Below are 16,090 nucleotides of genomic sequence, written 5' to 3'. Positions count from 1 at the left end.
TTAATCCGTTAATTATTGGGGTTATGTTTGTATTTCTACATGCCAGGGGACTGGCTCAGGGTTAACCTTGTTTTTCTTTGCCCAGGCCTGCAATGCCCAGGCAGGGGTGTCAATGTCGGTATAACCCCCCAGCAATTGCCGGGTCACGGGGTCAAAGGCGTGCAAGCGTTTTTGATCCGGGTTGTCCAGGTAAACTTCCGGTTTCATCCAGCGGTAGGCATATCCGAACATCAGCACCTTAGAGACGCGGTTACTGCGGTTCGGGGAAGCAGTATGGTAAATGCGGTTATCAAATAAAAAGGCGTCACCGGCGTTAAGTTTGAGGTCGCAAATTTCCAGGCCTTGGGGATCTACTTCTCCTTTGGGTATGACTAAGGGGCCATTGAGCTCTTGGCTGCCGCGGGCAAGCAGGGTCAAACCGCTATTTTTTTCATGGAAATCGGTCAGGCAATAACAGACCTTTATCCCTACGCGGGGCAGGTTTTCGTGGCCTAAATCCCGGGGAATACGGATGTCCCGGTGCCAGCCGCGGCGCATTGGCGGCAAGTTGGGGTCGCTCGGGCGTTTGTAAATAAGCGCGGTGGAATGCAAATGAATATTCGGGCTGAGCAGTTGGGCCACTAAAGGCACTGTGCTGGCATTGGTGAGCAGGGCTATTGTCTCGGGATATTTCAGCAAACCCGGTCTGAGATCGAGCTGATTATATTCCGCCCTTAACGGCACATCGTGTTTGTCGAGAAAAGCCCGGGCTTTATGATCGGTAATTTCGGTCAGCGCGCTGACCTGCTGCTTTGACAGGGCATTGGCAACCACCAAAAATCCATCACAATCAAAAGCTTTGCGTTGCTGTGTTGTCAGTAGGCTAAAGTCCATATTCACAGTTCCTTTGGATACGGGGGCTCAAAAAAGAGGGCATTGCAGCAGCAGAGCATAGTTAAAATAAGGTTACTTTTGTGCTCATTTTTAAACATTACTAGTTGAACTTAGGTAGGGATCCCGGATAAGTCAATGGCATATATGAATAAAATACAAGTGCAACTGTTTATGGGCAATGTCTTGTCTTAATAACAAGTGTATAACCTTCAGCCGTCCAGGGTTTTAAAGGATCTGAGCTTAATGTTCATTGAGTCCGCCAGCTTGCCCAGGTCAAAGTTCATTAAGGCATGATACTCTGCCACTCTATCTTCCGCCTGATAGGTAATAGCCGCCAGTTCTGTGCCTGGTTTTATCGGGTGGGCATATAGATAATGCAGTCCCGGGGGCAGGTGACTGAAAAAGGTTTTGAGTACCTGTTCGCCTTTATTTAGCGGCAGCCGGGAAATGCTGTCAAACACAGGCAACCCCAATTGCTTTAAGCGTTTGTCCCAATGATGACAGGCTTTTGCTGGCAAGGTATTTAATTGTTGCCGGCTAAATACCGCCGGAATGTGATGCTCCAGCGCCAAATCCAGCAGTACAGGTAAAAACTTGGCCTGCTGGCAGGTAAACATATGACCGTCGAGATGGCTGGGGACAAAGCCCAGGTTTTGAGCCAGTTCAATTTGTGCATTGAGCTCAGTGGTAACGGTTTCAATACTGGCCTGCTCACAGACATCAAGATTGCATGGGTGGAAATACCGGCCACTGGTATCCGTCAGGCCTGAGTTTTTTGCCACCGTTGAAACAGGTCCCCAGCGGTAGCCTGCCCACTCGCTGGTTAAGGTTAAGTGCAGACCCAAATCCGCTTCGGGGAGTTTTTGTTGCAGCTGAACCGCCAATGCAAACCAGGGGCAAGGAGCCATTAGTGAACCGGATATGATTTTTCCGCTGCGAAACAGCTTGGCAAAAGCACTGATGCCGGGCTGGACCATGCCGATATCATCGACATGTAAAATGACATTGACTTCATTTAAATCCATAGTGTTATTTGCCAGAGTGATCACTGTTTTTCCTTATTTTATCAAGTCTGATTTTACGGCCTTTTATTCAACTTCCAGCCAGTTTGATACCGGAATAATGGTTTTATTCACTAAATCCAGGGAAACCACATAAGCGCCCGAGGTGCCCAGGCGGCGGTTGGGACCATAACTTATCGGCCGGGTCAATGAGGTTTCAAATTGGTATAAGCCTTCCATATTGGCGATGAGCTTGGTCGGGGTCAGCTCTCGCCCCGTGGTCATCAATCCCTGTCGCAATAAAATAGCAGCGGCGAGCGCCAATAACTGATTATTTTGGTAGTCCGGGCTTAACTGATATTTTTGTGACAATTGTTGAAATAAAGCAATGCCGCCTTTTTTATAATCAAACGGCAGGTTTGGCAGGGCAATAAATATCTTTTCATTAAATTTCAATGGGCTGGCTAGTAACGCGTTGCCGAATTGACTGCCCGGCAACATAACATAAGGCCACCAATTAACGGCATTTGCCTGCCTGATGAAGGCTTGTTGGTTAGCAGATGAGGTCAGCAGATAAACCTGGTTATATTTCTGTTGTTTCAAAGTGGTTAAGGTTTCTTTGAGTGTCTTGTCTGCAGTCGCAGGGGCGGCCCGTAATATAATATGATGTGCCTGGGTGCTGAACTGTTGTTTTAAAGGAATATACTCAGGACTGTCTTCGATGAATACCACAGCTTTTAGTTTTTGTTGTTGGCTGACCTGAGTGGGATTTTGTTTGAAATACGGTCCTTGGGTAAAATGTTGCAGGGCAGATAACTGGCGGGTTTGTCCCGATAATAAATAAAAGATATTGGGGTTAAGGGGAAAGTCGGTGGCAGGTCTCGGAGAAAATGCTCCTATCACCGGGATGCCCGAGGCCAGGCTGAAATCGGCCATCAGTTTTTCTATTCCCCCCAGTGCGCTGGCAACGAAGGCAAAGACCTGACTGTCGGCTAAGGTTTGCCTGAACTTTGCCAGGCTTTGTGGAGAGAAGTCTTCAGGTCCCGGGATAAAAACGGTTTCAATTTCACGCTGGTAAATACCGCCTTGCAGGTTGATTTCACGAAAGTAACTCTCGAGCAGCTGTTTGACGGCCTGCGACCTTGGTGAAACTTGGCCGGCAGTGTCTTGGCGATCTGAACTTTTTCCCCTTAAACTTACTCCGCCTAAAATAATGCCTATGCGTATGCTATCCTCCCGGATGCCGCTGACCCGGTAGTTACCCAGATCGGTTAAAAAGGCGAGCAGATCATCCATGTCCTGGTGGCTTAACTGGTACCTGGGCATGACAGGATTAAGCACTTGTCCTCCTGAGCCCAGCCCCAGGCTGATGGCCTTTTTGATTGTGCGCTTATCGTAGGCAGGGGATGTTGAGCCGTCTTTACGGTTAATGCCATAAGGTCGGGTTAAGCTTGACCAGCGAATATCCGGCGGCGAAATACCGCCTTCGGTGGTGCCTTTGCCGTCATCCTGGTGGCAGTTGACACAGGGCATTAAGCTCCCGGGCAGGCTGCCGGCTTTATCGTTTAGCCTGGCCTGGATATCCTGCCCGGAGGGGCTTCTGCCGGTCATATAGATCAGTTGCCCCCGGCGCTGCTGCTTACTCATTTCAGCCGTTTTTTCTTTTGCTGTGGTCACGACCAGGGCATAGACATCAACACAAAGTGCACTTGCCAGCATTATTAATACCAAAGCCGCGAATTTAGTCATTTGTTGTCCCCTTTTAAGGCGGTGCCCCGATAGCAGGTTAAGGCGAATCCAGCGAGGCCGTCACCGGTAACCTGTCTGTCAGCACTTCCCTGATAAGTTGGTCCAGGGCATCGGGTTTAGCCAGCAGCAGGGCTTTTTTCCACAAGCCTGTCGCTTCGTTTCCCAGGATCAGGGTATTTTTGTGATCTTCTATATCATCTACATAATGCCCCAGTTTTTTCAGGGCAAAGTCGACATTTTCCTTGTCACCGGAAATAAGCTGCCAACCGGGACCCGCCTTCAGCTCGCGGGCATATGCCTGCAGTTTTAACGGCGTATCGGTTTCTGGGTCCAGTGAAAAGGAAAGAATAAACAAGTTTTTGCCCATATCTGCTGCAAAGCGCTGTTGAATACCGGCCATGAGTTTCATGGAGACGGGACAGACGCTTTTACAGGAGCTAAAAAAAGAATGGATGATCACAACCTTATCTTGCAGCAGATCGCTATAAAGTGCCTGCTGCTCTCCCATCTGGTTCACCAGGAGGACATCGGTAAAATACTGCCGGGCCGGCTTTTCCGCCTGATTGGCTCCGGTATCACCAGCTGTTTTGGCCTGCACCCCAAAGATGAAGAGGAACATTAAAGCGAATAATACCCGGATAGCGGTAGGAAACAATGTTGTTCCCGGCAGCTTTAGTCTTGTTACCGGCATTTTGGGAGCTCCTTTATTGTTGCGGCTTATCTTCTTTGGCGGCATGCATATGGGTTGCCGCTAACGGGGGCGGACTGTTGATCAGTTTATCCACGAGTTTTGCTATCGGACGGGGAGAGCCGATCCCGGATAACCGGGTCCAGGTATTTTGACTGACACGCCCTACCAGGGTAATTGGCGTATGCTCCTGCAGATCCGCGGTAAAAAGCCCGGTGGCCTTTAATAATTTCTCGATGTTGGCGCTTGAACCGGTTAACAGGGTCCAGCCCGGTCCGCCCTTAAACTTACTTTTAAAGGCCCGCAGCTGTCTCGGCCTGTCGTTGACGGGATCTATGCTGACCGACAGTAACAGCACATCCTTGAGTATTTTTTCCTGACCAAAACGGCGCTTTAACATCTGCTGCAGCCGGGTATATTGTACTCCCATCACAGGGCAAACCGTGGTGCACCGGGTATATATGGTATTTATCACCACGATTTTGTCCCGGATCAAACCCTCCATCAGGGCTACTTCTTGTCCCAATTCGTTAAGCAGGGGCAGATTGGGGATTGAGACCGGCGAATTCCCCATAATGTGCGCTTCTTCCGCAGCCCGGTTTAAGTGTGCCAGATGCTGGCTGTGATCCAGCTGTTGTTGCAACTCTTTGGTGACTTTTCCTTCCTGCGGCGCCATTAAGTGATTTGCCTTGATCTCTGCTGGCACAGTAGCTGCCCGAAGCGAAGGAGGCCAGGCAAGAAAAACCGTAGTCAACAGGGCAGTAAAGAGCATTGAATAAGGGATTGCAGGGGATAGATATTTTTCAGAGCTGAGTAAGTCTTGCATGATATCGCTTCCTGCGCCTGGCTGGTGATGTTTTATTTGCCTTGAGCCAATAAAACCTGCAAGTGTATTTATCCGGCTCATGTTAAGCCTAGTACATGCACCAGGCTATTCCAACTTCCTCGCCATTTATCGGAAAACAATAACATCTTGTTTCTTTGATATTTTTATAACTATCACTGGGGCTATAATATTGTTATCTGCGTATTTATGGTCTGTAATGTAGATATTCACGGATGTTTTTTAATCAAAGTTATCAATATCATGAGATCTTTACCTCAAAGCGCCATTGTCCAGGTGGCAGATGACAAAGCGGCCAGGCTGTTATTAGCGAGCAAGCAAATGGCCGCCTATGCCAACAGGGACTATTACCAGGCGCAAATCCAACTTGACGCCTATAACTGTATGCGGGTCAGCTGCCCGGATGAATTTGATACCCTGGAGCAATTGTTTAAAGCCGCTTTGCGCCAGCCGCCTTATGCCGTGCTGGTTAAAGGGTTGCAGTTTGATGAGCATTACCGCTTATTGGTGGCGCTTAATTGCAGTTTGGGCAAACTGGTGGCCCGGCCCTTTGATAAAAAGACCCCCAGGGCGCAGCTTATTCACCACGTAGCGCCGCAAACCGATATTTACAACCAAAATAAAGCCAAAGACGCCGTTGCCAAACTCAGTGAGAAAATGCATATCGACGGTGCCGACCGCCTGGCGCCGGTGCGTTATGTGACCATGCAATGCGTGCGTGCTGACAGCCGGGGAGAAGGGCGATCCCGGTTATTGGATATTCACGGCATATACAATCTGCTCAAGCAAGGCATGGAGCAGGAGCAAATCGACTTGCTGGAAAACGAACCTGTGCCCTGGCAAATTGCCGATTACCTGTGCGGCGGCATCTGCTGGCGACCAGTGCTGGCTGAACAGGCCATTCATTGGCGGCGATATAGCATAGAGGCTGCACTGGCAAGTGAAAACATCAGCCTGTCGGAAAAAATGATGGAAACCCTGGCACAAGTGGACCTGCTTATCGAGCAGGATTGCCGCTATAAAATTGAATTTTTAATGGCGCCGGGGGATTTTTTAATTGTCGATAACCTCAGGTGCCTGCATGCCCGCTCGGTGATTACCGATGCGGACACTAAACGGCTGATGTACCGTGCCTGGGTGGAATGAGAGAAAAAGTGAAGCAGGCAGCGTGCACCCGCAGCTATAGTCATGTCATTAACTGTTTAACCGGAGCAAATCATGTCAGATATTAACTTTACCAACGGCCCGGTCTTTTGTGGTGCATTAGCAGCGCCGGGGCTTGCGGTTGATTTTGATCTTTATGTGGATTACTCCGTCCGGGACACGACAGAAGATCAACAGCGTATTGAAGCAGTGCTTGATGATTTGCTTTCGGCTGAGGAAGTTCCTGAGGGCAGCCGGATATTACATGTCGGAGTGGGCAATTCAGGGCTTGCCGCCAGGTTTATCCCACAAGGCTTGATCGTTGACGGTATTACCGTTTCCAAGCCAGAAAAACAGTTTGCCGAGTCATTAAAGCTTAAAAACTACCAGGTGTATGTTACCAACAAATACCACAGGGATTTTGCCGGTTACTTTGAGCAAAGCCAGTTTGATTTTATCGTCGATAACAATCTCGCCTCTTTCAGTTGCTGTCAGTATCACTTTTATCAGATGCTGGAAAACTATCTCGGCTGCCTGAAAACCGGCGGTAAAATTCTCACCGACCAGAGGGGTATGGACTGGGCGCTGGCAGGCCCCGGGTTTATTCTGGATTTTGATAAACTAACGGCTGTCGTCGCAAATTTACCCCTTAAAGTCAGCCGTCTCACCGATATGGTTTACGCGCTGGAATTAACTCCAAGGAAAGCTGTCCAGCGCAGCCTGTCGGTTTATGCCAAACGAAACGGTGAAGGCGGGCAGAGTTATATTGAAACTTTTATTCCCCAGGCGGGTTGATTGCCATAAGGCATACGACCATTACCTTTTATTGCCCGAGCTCTAGCTTCATTGTCCTGTTGTTAGCCGTATCGGCGACTTTGTTTTCTGCCTATGTTTATCGGTTTTATATAAAACCCTGCGTTGATTTCAGGCTCTGGTTATGGCTAATCCCCGGCTGTATAATTATATTCAGCGTATATTCAAAGAAAATGAAATCTTCCAGCTTAAGTTACAGCTACGCAATAACTTAAGTAGTGCTCCAGCGGCTGAGGTTTCGGCTTACGGGGTTGACGATGCCGGCAGCAACAATAAATGCACCCTGATCATACGCCTTAAATAAAGCAGGCAAAGCCTGCCGGTATCGTGCCTGCACCGAGACCGTCAGTTGCGCTTTGTCTGTAGCGTCACCTGAGTGTCCCGGGATTCATTTAGCCTCAGTGTGATATTTTTTAATCTGGACCAGGTTTGCATGGTTACCGGTAATAAAATTGCTGCTTCAACATAATCCCAGGAGTAGCTGACAATGGAGAATATTTTACCGCTGGAAAGTTCTAATAATCCGGCGGCCAGCCATAGATTGGTGATGATAAAAATACAGGCCAGCAAAAAGATCGCCCCGTAGAGCAGGGCTTCGGTGTCGGAAAGTTTGACCTCATATTTTTTCAGCCGCATGAGGTGAGCCAGCAAAGGTCTCGCGCCTGCTTTAAGGGTTGCCACCTGTTTTTCCACCTGGCCGTTAAGCTTACCGTTCAACAGGTAAAAGCGTTTGTCGAGCAGGGCATAAATGAACAACATTGCTAGGGTTAGCGTCAGGGCCGTTGCGGACAGCTGCCAGTGAAAACTGCTCAGCACCACTAAAGTGATCAGTATCTGGATGACAGCCGTCATCAGTTGCGGCAGTTCATGCTCCAAAAAATCCACCAACTCACGGGCCATGTCGAGCCGGGCGTTTCTTAGTGAAACCGGCCGGTTATTATTCCTGCTGTCTACGGCCATACCTAAAGAGACTTTGATATCACCATATACCCGGGTATCGTAAATTCGCCTCAGGACAGAAAGTAAGGTAAGCAATGCCAGCAATCCGCCAACCAGCAACAAATCTCCGGTGCCGCCCGTAAGCAGGTCATCGATGGCAAAACCTATGTACAAAGGTATCAGGGCCAATAGGACATTTTCCAGTACCACCAGTAACCAGGTGGAGATTAACTTAACCGGGAAATGTTTAATAATGGGCAATACCCCAAGCTGTGCCGCCGACATCATAATGTTGCCTCCGGGTATTGCTTATAGCGGGTAAATCTGATTTTCATTGGCAGTCCTTAGGAAAGTCGTTTGTGATACATACTTGTATCATACATGGTAGACAGAACTGATACAACAATGTCTCATAATTTTGGTGGCCGCAGATCCAAACCGGTAAGATGGCTAAGTGCTTTTACATGATTTGCATCAGATATTTATCGATGAAAGACGTGAAACTGAACATTCCCTGCCAAGAGACACTATACTCAGATAGACACCTTGCCAGGCTCGTTCACTTTGCCTGGTATGCGTAGGTCACTGCCTTCATCCTTTGATCGATACGGAGCAGGTATGAAAAGAGTCAACCTCAATATTCCCGCCACTTCCTTATTGTTTCTATTACTGTTTTTTATTCCTTCAGTAGATGCGGATAAGGATGAAATTAAATCCTTGCAACAAACCGGCAAAGCCTTTGCCTCGATAGCACGTGCGGTATCGCCTTCTGTGGTTTTCATCCAGGTGGAAGGTAAAGCCATTTCACGCTCAGATCCCAGGTATTATTCTCCTTTTGGTGAAGGCTGGCCTTTTGGCGAAGATTTTTTAAATGAGTTTTTCGGTGAGCGATTTCGTGGCTTTCAGCATCCCAAGCTACCTAAAGATCACCGGAAAATTATGGGGCAGGGGTCCGGTTTTATTTTTGCCGATAAACAAAGTATGTTTGCCGATAAAAGTTATATTCTGACCAACTATCATGTGGTCAAAAATGCCGATAATATCCAGGTTACCCTTAAAGACGGCCGTAAATTTTCTGCCATTATCACCGGCAGCGATCCGCAATCGGATCTGGCGGTATTGGAAATCAAGGCCGGCGATTTACCCCCCCTGATACTTGGTCATTCATCGACATTAGAGGTCGGGGAATGGGTGGTTGCCATAGGTAACCCCTTTGGTCTAAGCCACAGCCTGACTGTGGGAGTGGTCAGTGCTATTGGGCGAAACAGCCTGGGGCTTAATGACTATGAAGATTTTATTCAAACCGATGCCGCCATTAATCCCGGAAATTCTGGCGGGCCTTTAGTGAACCTCAACAGTGAGGTGGTCGGCATTAATACCGCCATTTTCTCGAGAAGCGGCGGTTATATGGGTATAGGCTTTGCGGTTCCCATCGATTTGGCAAAAAGCATTGCCCGGCAGCTGATCTCTTCGGGTAAGGTTATCCGGGGTTATCTGGGCATAGTGATCCAGGACTTATCGCTAGCGCTGGCAGAATCCTTTGAACTTGAAAATCAGGACGGAATTTTGGTATCCCAGGTAACGCAGGGCTCGCCGGCAGATAAAGCGGGCTTAAAGCAGGGGGATATTATCATAGCGTACCAGGATAAAAAGGTTTTAGATGTCGGCACCTTCCGTAACCTGGTGGCCATGACGGCTCCCGGCAACAAAGAAGCGTTAACCATTATCCGGGACGGGAAATCACAAGTTATCAAAGTGGAAATTGGCAAGCAAAGCAAAACACAAAAAACAGCGGCGGAAATACAAAGCAGCGAAGAACTGGGATTACATGTGGAGTCTATTACGCCGTATCTTGCCAGGAAATACGATGTCAACCCCGGCCGGGGGGTGGTGGTTACCCGGATCATTCCTGGTTCGGTGGCAGCCATGGCCGGAATAGAGTCCGGCTCGGTGATATTGCAGGTGAACCGCAAAGATGTCGATACCGCCGGTGAATTTAAACGGGCGATAGATAAAAGCCGGAGCAATAAATCGGTATTGCTGCTGGTGGAGAAAGATCATCAACAGCGTTACCTGGTATTAAGCTGGAGATAATGGCGGTTAATTGAGCTTGCTCATTTCCGCCCCTGATATTGTGCGCAGGTAAAAGGTATGAATGAAAAATACCGGCGTATTTTAATGCGCATGGCAGAGCTTGAAGAAGAATTGCTGGAAGAGCTACACAAGCAAGAGCAAAGGATGCGGGAGCAGATCGAAGACAGCAAGGTGATCATCCAGCATAAAGTCGAAGACGTCCAGCAAGAGCTGAAAGTCCATGTACTGCCCTGGTTGTTAAACTGCAAAATACGTAACCTGGCCAGCGCGCCTTTTATCTATGCTGTTGCCGTGCCACTGTTCTTTTTAGATATTTGCCTGTGCCTGTATCAGCTGATCTGCTTTCCCTTATACGGTATCCCTAAAGTGAAACGTCAAAAATATTTTATTTTCGACCGCCATCGCCTGGATTACCTCAATGTCATTGAAAAGTTCAACTGCCTCTATTGCGGCTATGCCAACGGCGTGATCGCTTTTGCCCGGGAAATCGCCAGTAGAACAGAGCAGTACTGGTGCCCGATAAAGCACAGGCGAAAACGGCACCAACCGCATCAAAGATATGGCCATTTTATCGATTACGGCGACGGAGAAAATTACCGACGTAAAGCCAAACACCTGCGTGAACAACTCAAAGACAACCCCCGCGATTAGCGGGGAATGGCTAATGGATTTCCTGGCTTGCCGATTTTAGGGCCAGGATGTCGCAATTGACATGGTCAACAATTTTTCCCGTGGTATTGCCGATAAAGCCAGCATGGTCGCGCACCCCCATGATCAATAAATCAATGTGATGTTTGATCACGCTCCGGGTCAGCCGGTTAGCGGCAATACCGGTATCGAGATGAAGATTTTCATCCTCAAAGGCATAGTGCTCAATTAAACGGAAAAACTCGGTTCTGTGGTAACTTTCTAGCTGACTTGGCGGTACAGGACTGACATAAGAGGGGATATTAAGCCCCAATAACGAAAGGTTATTACCTTGCCATAATTCGTGCCCTTTAGGATCATACACATGATGGATATGGGCACTGGCATCAAGATATTCACTGAGCATCACGCAAGTATCAAGAATATGCCTATCCAGTTCCCGGCAGCCGCCGGGACTTTTTTTAAGATCAACCGCCGCCATGATGTTTTGGTAATCTGCCTGGTTATTAACTTTTGCAAGCAATAAAGGCACCGGGCAGGCTTTCAGGAATTGCCAGTCATTGGCGCTGAAATTCAGCTGCTCTATGGCTGAGTGCTGATGAGTGGAAACGACCACCAGATCCGTATGTGATTCGGTAATTTTTTTCAAAATTTCCCCGTGCAGGGGTTTATGCCAGCGTACCTCCGAGGTGATGGCGATATTTTCCTCTAGGCCCAGGGCCAAATAACGGTCAAGCCAGCGCTGTTTGGTTTTCAGGTATTCGGCAATCACATGCTCCTGGGGATGCTCTCGGTTCAACCAGTTGGGGGCCAGGGCACTGTGGTGGACCACCAAAAACAGCTCTATGGCGGCATTGCATTTTTTTGCCAGGGGAATAGCCTTTAGCAAGGCCGGTTGCTGCTCTATGGTAGGATCGATTATGACCAGAATATGATTGATTTTCATCGTCACAGCCCTCGTTCAGCCACGCGAATTGTTTTCCTGTGCCGCCAATGCGCAGCCGGCACATGTTAATTTTAGCAGTATAAAGCCGCTCTGGAGCGCTATTCTCGCAGAAATCACACTAATATTTCCGGCAGGAAAAATTGGTGATCGCCGCCAATAACGAATAAACTGTTGGGTAAATCTAAGTTGTTCTTAACTCAGTAAAAATAAAGATCATCGTGAATGATATCGCTCCCGGCCAACGGAGCTGCAACCGCAACGGAGAAAAGTTTATTATGGCGAAAAAAACATGGTTAACAGTATCGCTATTGGCATCTGTGCTGACATTAGGGGCCTGCACCACCTTAACCGAAATAAGCACTCACAGCCAAAACAGGCAAGCCCGGGAAAAGCGCGAATTTACCATACTTGCGGTGAACGATATTTATAACATCGAAGGCACTGATGCCGGAAAATCCGGTGGTATGGCACGCTTGCGCACCTTGCGGGAACAACTTAGCACAAATGATGAAAATGTCCTGTTGCTGCATGCCGGCGACTTTTTATTTCCCTCATCCATGAGTACCCAGTACAAAGGCGAACAAATGATAGATCTGATGAACCAGCTAGACGGTGAAAATTCAGGTTTTGATGAACGCTTTTACGTAACCTTTGGTAATCATGAGTTTGATAAGTCGGCAAAAAAACATGCCACTATGCTGGCAAAACGCATTGAAGAGTCCGATTTTTACTGGCTTGGCTCTAATGTTAGCTTAGATAAAAGTGCCGGCAGCAACAGCGCCGGTTTTAAAAAGTCGTTGATCAGCAATGCCGTGACCACCATCAACGGGGTTAAGGTGGGTTTATTTAGTATCACTACGGATATGGCGATCCCCGAGTACGCTGCTATAGATAATAACTACCTGGCAGTGGCCAGGAAGCAGATCAAGGCTTTAAAAGAGCAGGGGGCTGAGGTGATTGTCGCCCTGACACATTTGCGGATCTCAGAAGATGCCGAGTTGTTGAAACAGCTGGGAGAAAACGGTCCGGATGTTATTTTTGGCGGCCACGAACATAACCGCCAGCATATCTGCGTGCCTGTTGGCAAGGCAAGGCCTTGTGTCATTAAAGCCGATGCCGACCTTCGCAGCGCCACAATTGCCAAAGTGACGGTTTCCTCAGGGGGAGCTGTTGAGATCAGCCACAGATACAGCATTGTCAAAGACTCCACCATAGCCTCAGATGAAGCGGTAGCCAAACGCACCGAGCAATGGATCAAACGTTATGAGCAAGAGTATTGCGACAAGCATCAGCAAGAAGAGAGTTGTTTGCTTAAGGTGATAGGCAAAACCGATGTTGACCTTATTGCCGAGGAGCTGGAGATCCGCCGCTACGAAACCAATCTCGGCGCCGCCATTGCCGACACTATGGTCAGTGCCTTCGATGATATCAAGCTAGAGCGCAAGGTACAGATAGCCCTGATCAATTCCGGCAGTTTAAGGTTAAACCAGAATATCCCCGCAGGCTCCGAGCTGAATAACTGGTATATCAACGGTATTTTCCAATATCCGGTCAATGTCCGCCTGATAGAAATCAGCGGTAAGCAGCTTAAGCAAATCATAGCCCACAGCATAGAAGACTGGACCGGAAACGGCTGGTGGTTGCAAAGCTCGGGACTCGCTTTTCGCCACGACGTAAAAAATCACAGCTTCAGCGATTTAAGCCTGATAGATAAGTCGGGCAATATCACCCCGGTCAAGAACGATGATGTGATTATTGCCGCCGTGAGTGATTATATTGCCGATCCCAGTAAGGGGGATCAGGATGGTTATACTATGCTCAACCTGGATAAGGAAATTGTTTATGCTAACGAGCTGATCGACCTTAAAACCACAGTGACCGATAATATCAAAGCCAAGTGGGCCAAGGGTGAAGCGATCAGCCCGGTTTTGCCGGGCCGGATTTGCAGCAGTGACCGGGCAAGTTTGTCTTGCGTACTGGATTAGTTAACTAAACGCAGTGCCGGGGGCTGCTTTTTCGAACCAATAGCGCCCCCGTCTAAGCCCTTTGCGGATCTAACCTGGCGTGCAGGATGCGTATGATTTCTACTTTACTTTCCAAGACTTGATATAAGATGTAGTGCTTCTCAACCGGCAATACATATAAACCCTCCAGTATATCATCGCGTAAAATGCCTATTTTCGGCGAGGAATGCAAACGTAACAAACCGGCTTGAAAGCGGGTAAGATATTTTAACGCCTGATCCCGGCCCCAGTTAAGGGTGCCGTATTGAATGATTTTTTCCAGATCCTGGTGGGCTAATGGCGAAATGATCAGGGAGTAGTTAGCCATTGGTAGTTGAAGCCGAATGTTGAAGCTTGTGAACAAGTGCCTGCAAGGCGGCATCCGAGTCGAGCACAATACCAGCGCCGCTGTTGAGCTGGTTGAGCGCCGGTAAAAGCTGCTCCCGTAACCGGGAAAGCTTGATTTCGCTGAGCCATTTTTCATGGCTGTCCATAAAGCGCAGCGCTTCACGGATCACCTCGGCAGCGTCATCATACATGCCGCTGTCTACCTTGGCTTTGATTTTGGCTTCAAGCTCTGCAGGGAGTGAGATCTGCATGTTGATTCCCAGTCAATCCTTCAGATAAATATGACAAGGGATACTGGTATTGTCAATTGGCTGCCCGGTCAGGCAGCAAAGGGGGAGCTGCCTGGCAAGTAAATTTCATCACTCAAAAACCTATACCAAATCCGATGAGGAAATCTATCGGACAGTCATCAGCACTAACAACAAAACGCTGATTATCACAAGTGCAAGTTTCTCAGAGCAAATTATATCAAGCTGATAAAGCAGGGATTAGCCCTTCATTTTACACCCCCTGATACTTCCGATAATTGTTATTATCGGAAGTATTGCCATAAGGCGCTTATCCGGGTACACTAGAGCCATATCTAAGCTTATTAATAATAATCACAAAACATCAGTGACTTATGGCAACTAATCCGACACTTTCCGCAAAAGTAAAACCACAGCCGATATTCGATAACCTCAGCTATCTGGACAATCCGTTTCAGCTAAAGCGCTTTGATGCCGGCCCGTTTATCGCAAGCCATTCATCCGCTGATGATGAACTTGACCCCGATCTGGCCGATGACGAATTCGAATACGCCTGGAAATTTATTTACAGTTACAACGGCAGCTCTGCCACCTTCAATGTATACCGCCGCGAAACCGAACGTTTGCTGCAATGGGCCTGGCTGGTACATCAAAAGAATGTGCTGGCACTTAAACGTGAAGATATTGAAAGCTATGTGACCTTTTGCCAGCAACCGCCCAAGCATTGGATCGGCAATAAAAATGTCGGCCGCTTTAAATCAAAAAATGGCCTACGAGTGGCCAACCCCGACTGGCGCCCGTTTGTGACGTCGGTTTCGAAAATCGACAATAAAAAAGGCCTGAGCCCGGACATTAAAGACTTTGAGTTATCCAAGGCCTCGGTACAATCTATCTTTGCTGTCTTGTCTTCTTTTTATAACTTCCTTATTCAGGAGCAATTGATTGAAGCGAACCCTGTGCTGTTGATCCGGCAAAAAAGCAAGTTTATGGTGAAAAATCAAAACAGCGCACCGGTGCGGCGGATCAGTAATTTACAATGGGAATATGTGATTGAAACCGTTGAATATATGGCGGCTGAAGAGCCGGAAGTACATGAGCGTTCATTGTTTATTTTAAACTGCTTGCTGGGCATGTATTTACGGATTTCCGAGCTGGTGGCAGATGAAAGATCGTCGCCGTCTATGGGGGATTTTCAGCGGGACAGCGACGGCCACTGGTGGTTGCATGTTATAGGTAAAGGCAATAAATCCCGTAAAATTACCGTCAGTGATGAAATGATCGCCGCCCTTAAACGTTACCGCCGTTTTCTGAATTTACCTGCCATGCCGACCCTGGGCGAGCATACGCCGCTGGTTGCCAAACAAAAAGGCAAAGGTCCGGTCACCAGCACGCGGCAGATACGTTCGATAGTGCAATTATGTTTTGATAACAGCTATCAACGCATGAAAAACGACGGTCTGGCTGAAGATGCTGAAGATTTGAAACTGGCCACGGTACACTGGCTGCGTCATACCGGTATTTCAGAAGATGTGAAAACCCGGCCGCGGGAGCATGTACGCGACGATGCCGGTCACTCTTCGATGCAAACCACCGACAGGTATATTGAAAGTGATGCCAGGGAAAGACATTTATCCGGACGAAAGAAAAAATTAAAAGAATTGGATTAACCACTGCTCAGTATTGAACTTTGTTTTTCTGAAAATATTAGGGAACAATAATCAGGCAATATCTTTGATAAAAAACAGTGCGCTAC

16 protein-coding genes are annotated in these 16,090 nt (G+C 48.0%); 7 read left to right on the top strand and 9 right to left on the bottom strand.

Features of this window, described 5'->3' with window-relative positions:
• Positions 1–21: 21 nt before the first annotated feature.
• From QL234_RS09405 to QL234_RS09385, 5 genes are all read right to left on the bottom strand, one after another.
• Positions 22–873: a phytanoyl-CoA dioxygenase family protein gene (locus QL234_RS09405; protein ID WP_281557558.1), complete on the bottom strand. Its 852-nt coding sequence runs from the start codon at positions 871–873 to the stop codon at positions 22–24.
• Positions 874–1,082: 209 nt separating this feature from the next.
• Positions 1,083–1,922 (bottom strand): polysaccharide deacetylase family protein, encoded by an 840-nt coding sequence (locus QL234_RS09400; RefSeq protein WP_281557557.1) that lies wholly within the window; start codon positions 1,920–1,922, stop codon positions 1,083–1,085.
• A gap of 39 nt (positions 1,923–1,961) precedes the next feature.
• The gene (locus QL234_RS09395) at positions 1,962–3,623 is read right to left on the bottom strand and encodes an ABC transporter substrate-binding protein (RefSeq protein ID WP_281557556.1); all 1,662 of its coding nucleotides are present in this window, start codon (positions 3,621–3,623) and stop codon (positions 1,962–1,964) included.
• A 37-nt stretch (positions 3,624–3,660) separates the two neighbouring features.
• Positions 3,661–4,314, bottom strand: coding sequence for an SCO family protein (locus tag QL234_RS09390; protein ID WP_281557555.1), 654 nt, complete (start codon positions 4,312–4,314; stop codon positions 3,661–3,663).
• 13 nt (positions 4,315–4,327) lie between these two features.
• On the bottom strand, positions 4,328–5,137 hold the full coding sequence (locus QL234_RS09385) for an SCO family protein (RefSeq protein WP_281557554.1): 810 nt from the start codon (positions 5,135–5,137) through the stop codon (positions 4,328–4,330).
• A gap of 261 nt (positions 5,138–5,398) precedes the next feature.
• Between QL234_RS09385 and QL234_RS09380 the strand changes: the two genes are divergently transcribed.
• The 3 genes from QL234_RS09380 to QL234_RS09370 all read left to right on the top strand — a co-directional run bounded on the left by QL234_RS09380 (position 5,399) and on the right by QL234_RS09370 (position 7,415).
• On the top strand, positions 5,399–6,301 hold the full coding sequence (locus tag QL234_RS09380; RefSeq protein WP_281557553.1) for a TauD/TfdA family dioxygenase: 903 nt from the start codon (positions 5,399–5,401) through the stop codon (positions 6,299–6,301).
• Between the two features lie 72 nt (positions 6,302–6,373).
• On the top strand, positions 6,374–7,093 hold the full coding sequence (locus tag QL234_RS09375; protein WP_281557552.1) for a hypothetical protein: 720 nt from the start codon (positions 6,374–6,376) through the stop codon (positions 7,091–7,093).
• 142 nt (positions 7,094–7,235) lie between these two features.
• The gene (locus QL234_RS09370) at positions 7,236–7,415 is read left to right on the top strand and encodes a hypothetical protein (protein ID WP_281557551.1); all 180 of its coding nucleotides are present in this window, start codon (positions 7,236–7,238) and stop codon (positions 7,413–7,415) included.
• A gap of 41 nt (positions 7,416–7,456) precedes the next feature.
• On the opposite strand, the gene QL234_RS09365 is transcribed toward QL234_RS09370, so the two are convergent.
• Positions 7,457–8,338, bottom strand: a complete 882-nt coding sequence (locus QL234_RS09365) for an ABC transporter six-transmembrane domain-containing protein (protein ID WP_281557550.1) — start codon at positions 8,336–8,338, stop codon at positions 7,457–7,459.
• Between the two features lie 330 nt (positions 8,339–8,668).
• Here QL234_RS09365 and QL234_RS09360 point away from each other — a divergent pair, with 330 nt between their 5' ends.
• Together QL234_RS09360 and QL234_RS09355 are read left to right on the top strand one after the other, a co-directional pair.
• The gene (locus tag QL234_RS09360) at positions 8,669–10,144 is read left to right on the top strand and encodes a DegQ family serine endoprotease (protein ID WP_281557549.1); all 1,476 of its coding nucleotides are present in this window, start codon (positions 8,669–8,671) and stop codon (positions 10,142–10,144) included.
• 57 nt (positions 10,145–10,201) lie between these two features.
• The gene (locus QL234_RS09355) at positions 10,202–10,795 is read left to right on the top strand and encodes a hypothetical protein (protein ID WP_281557548.1); all 594 of its coding nucleotides are present in this window, start codon (positions 10,202–10,204) and stop codon (positions 10,793–10,795) included.
• Positions 10,796–10,805: 10 nt separating this feature from the next.
• Here the strand turns inward: QL234_RS09355 and QL234_RS09350 are convergent, their stop codons facing one another.
• Positions 10,806–11,738, bottom strand: coding sequence for a universal stress protein (locus QL234_RS09350; protein ID WP_281557547.1), 933 nt, complete (start codon positions 11,736–11,738; stop codon positions 10,806–10,808).
• A 275-nt stretch (positions 11,739–12,013) separates the two neighbouring features.
• Here QL234_RS09350 and QL234_RS09345 point away from each other — a divergent pair, with 275 nt between their 5' ends.
• The gene (locus QL234_RS09345; protein ID WP_281557546.1) at positions 12,014–13,723 is read left to right on the top strand and encodes a bifunctional metallophosphatase/5'-nucleotidase; all 1,710 of its coding nucleotides are present in this window, start codon (positions 12,014–12,016) and stop codon (positions 13,721–13,723) included.
• Positions 13,724–13,775: 52 nt separating this feature from the next.
• Here the strand turns inward: QL234_RS09345 and QL234_RS09340 are convergent, their stop codons facing one another.
• Both QL234_RS09340 and QL234_RS09335 read right to left on the bottom strand, forming a co-directional pair.
• Positions 13,776–14,069: a type II toxin-antitoxin system RelE/ParE family toxin gene (locus QL234_RS09340; protein ID WP_281557545.1), complete on the bottom strand. Its 294-nt coding sequence runs from the start codon at positions 14,067–14,069 to the stop codon at positions 13,776–13,778.
• Complete coding sequence (locus QL234_RS09335; RefSeq protein WP_281557544.1) at positions 14,062–14,340, bottom strand: type II toxin-antitoxin system ParD family antitoxin; 279 nt, start codon at positions 14,338–14,340, stop codon at positions 14,062–14,064. Before QL234_RS09335 ends, QL234_RS09340 begins: the two co-directional genes overlap by 8 nt.
• A gap of 371 nt (positions 14,341–14,711) precedes the next feature.
• Between QL234_RS09335 and QL234_RS09330 the strand changes: the two genes are divergently transcribed.
• Complete coding sequence (locus QL234_RS09330; RefSeq protein ID WP_281557543.1) at positions 14,712–16,004, top strand: site-specific integrase; 1,293 nt, start codon at positions 14,712–14,714, stop codon at positions 16,002–16,004.
• Positions 16,005–16,090: the final 86 nt, after the last annotated feature.

Origin of the sequence: Thalassomonas sp. RHCl1, from assembly GCF_947387555.1 — a bacterium.
GTDB lineage: Bacteria > Pseudomonadota > Gammaproteobacteria > Enterobacterales > Alteromonadaceae > Thalassomonas.
This window is presented reverse-complemented; position numbering and strand designations above follow the sequence as displayed.

What these genes read in the sequence shown, in the direction of transcription:
- QL234_RS09365 (WP_281557550.1), bottom strand. Translation starts at nt 8,338, where the DNA reads ATGATGTCGGCGGCACAGCTTGGGGTATTGCCCATTATTAAACATTTC.
- QL234_RS09405 (WP_281557558.1), bottom strand. Translation starts at nt 873, where the DNA reads ATGGACTTTAGCCTACTGACAACACAGCAACGCAAAGCTTTTGATTGT.
- QL234_RS09345 (WP_281557546.1), top strand. Translation starts at nt 12,014, where the DNA reads ATGGCGAAAAAAACATGGTTAACAGTATCGCTATTGGCATCTGTGCTG.
- QL234_RS09330 (WP_281557543.1), top strand. Translation starts at nt 14,712, where the DNA reads ATGGCAACTAATCCGACACTTTCCGCAAAAGTAAAACCACAGCCGATA.
- QL234_RS09335 (WP_281557544.1), bottom strand. Translation starts at nt 14,340, where the DNA reads ATGCAGATCTCACTCCCTGCAGAGCTTGAAGCCAAAATCAAAGCCAAG.
- QL234_RS09350 (WP_281557547.1), bottom strand. Translation starts at nt 11,738, where the DNA reads ATGAAAATCAATCATATTCTGGTCATAATCGATCCTACCATAGAGCAG.
- QL234_RS09385 (WP_281557554.1), bottom strand. Translation starts at nt 5,137, where the DNA reads ATGCAAGACTTACTCAGCTCTGAAAAATATCTATCCCCTGCAATCCCT.
- QL234_RS09360 (WP_281557549.1), top strand. Translation starts at nt 8,669, where the DNA reads ATGAAAAGAGTCAACCTCAATATTCCCGCCACTTCCTTATTGTTTCTA.
- QL234_RS09355 (WP_281557548.1), top strand. Translation starts at nt 10,202, where the DNA reads ATGAATGAAAAATACCGGCGTATTTTAATGCGCATGGCAGAGCTTGAA.
- QL234_RS09375 (WP_281557552.1), top strand. Translation starts at nt 6,374, where the DNA reads ATGTCAGATATTAACTTTACCAACGGCCCGGTCTTTTGTGGTGCATTA.
- QL234_RS09340 (WP_281557545.1), bottom strand. Translation starts at nt 14,069, where the DNA reads ATGGCTAACTACTCCCTGATCATTTCGCCATTAGCCCACCAGGATCTG.
- QL234_RS09390 (WP_281557555.1), bottom strand. Translation starts at nt 4,314, where the DNA reads ATGCCGGTAACAAGACTAAAGCTGCCGGGAACAACATTGTTTCCTACC.
- QL234_RS09370 (WP_281557551.1), top strand. Translation starts at nt 7,236, where the DNA reads ATGGCTAATCCCCGGCTGTATAATTATATTCAGCGTATATTCAAAGAA.
- QL234_RS09380 (WP_281557553.1), top strand. Translation starts at nt 5,399, where the DNA reads ATGAGATCTTTACCTCAAAGCGCCATTGTCCAGGTGGCAGATGACAAA.
- QL234_RS09395 (WP_281557556.1), bottom strand. Translation starts at nt 3,623, where the DNA reads ATGACTAAATTCGCGGCTTTGGTATTAATAATGCTGGCAAGTGCACTT.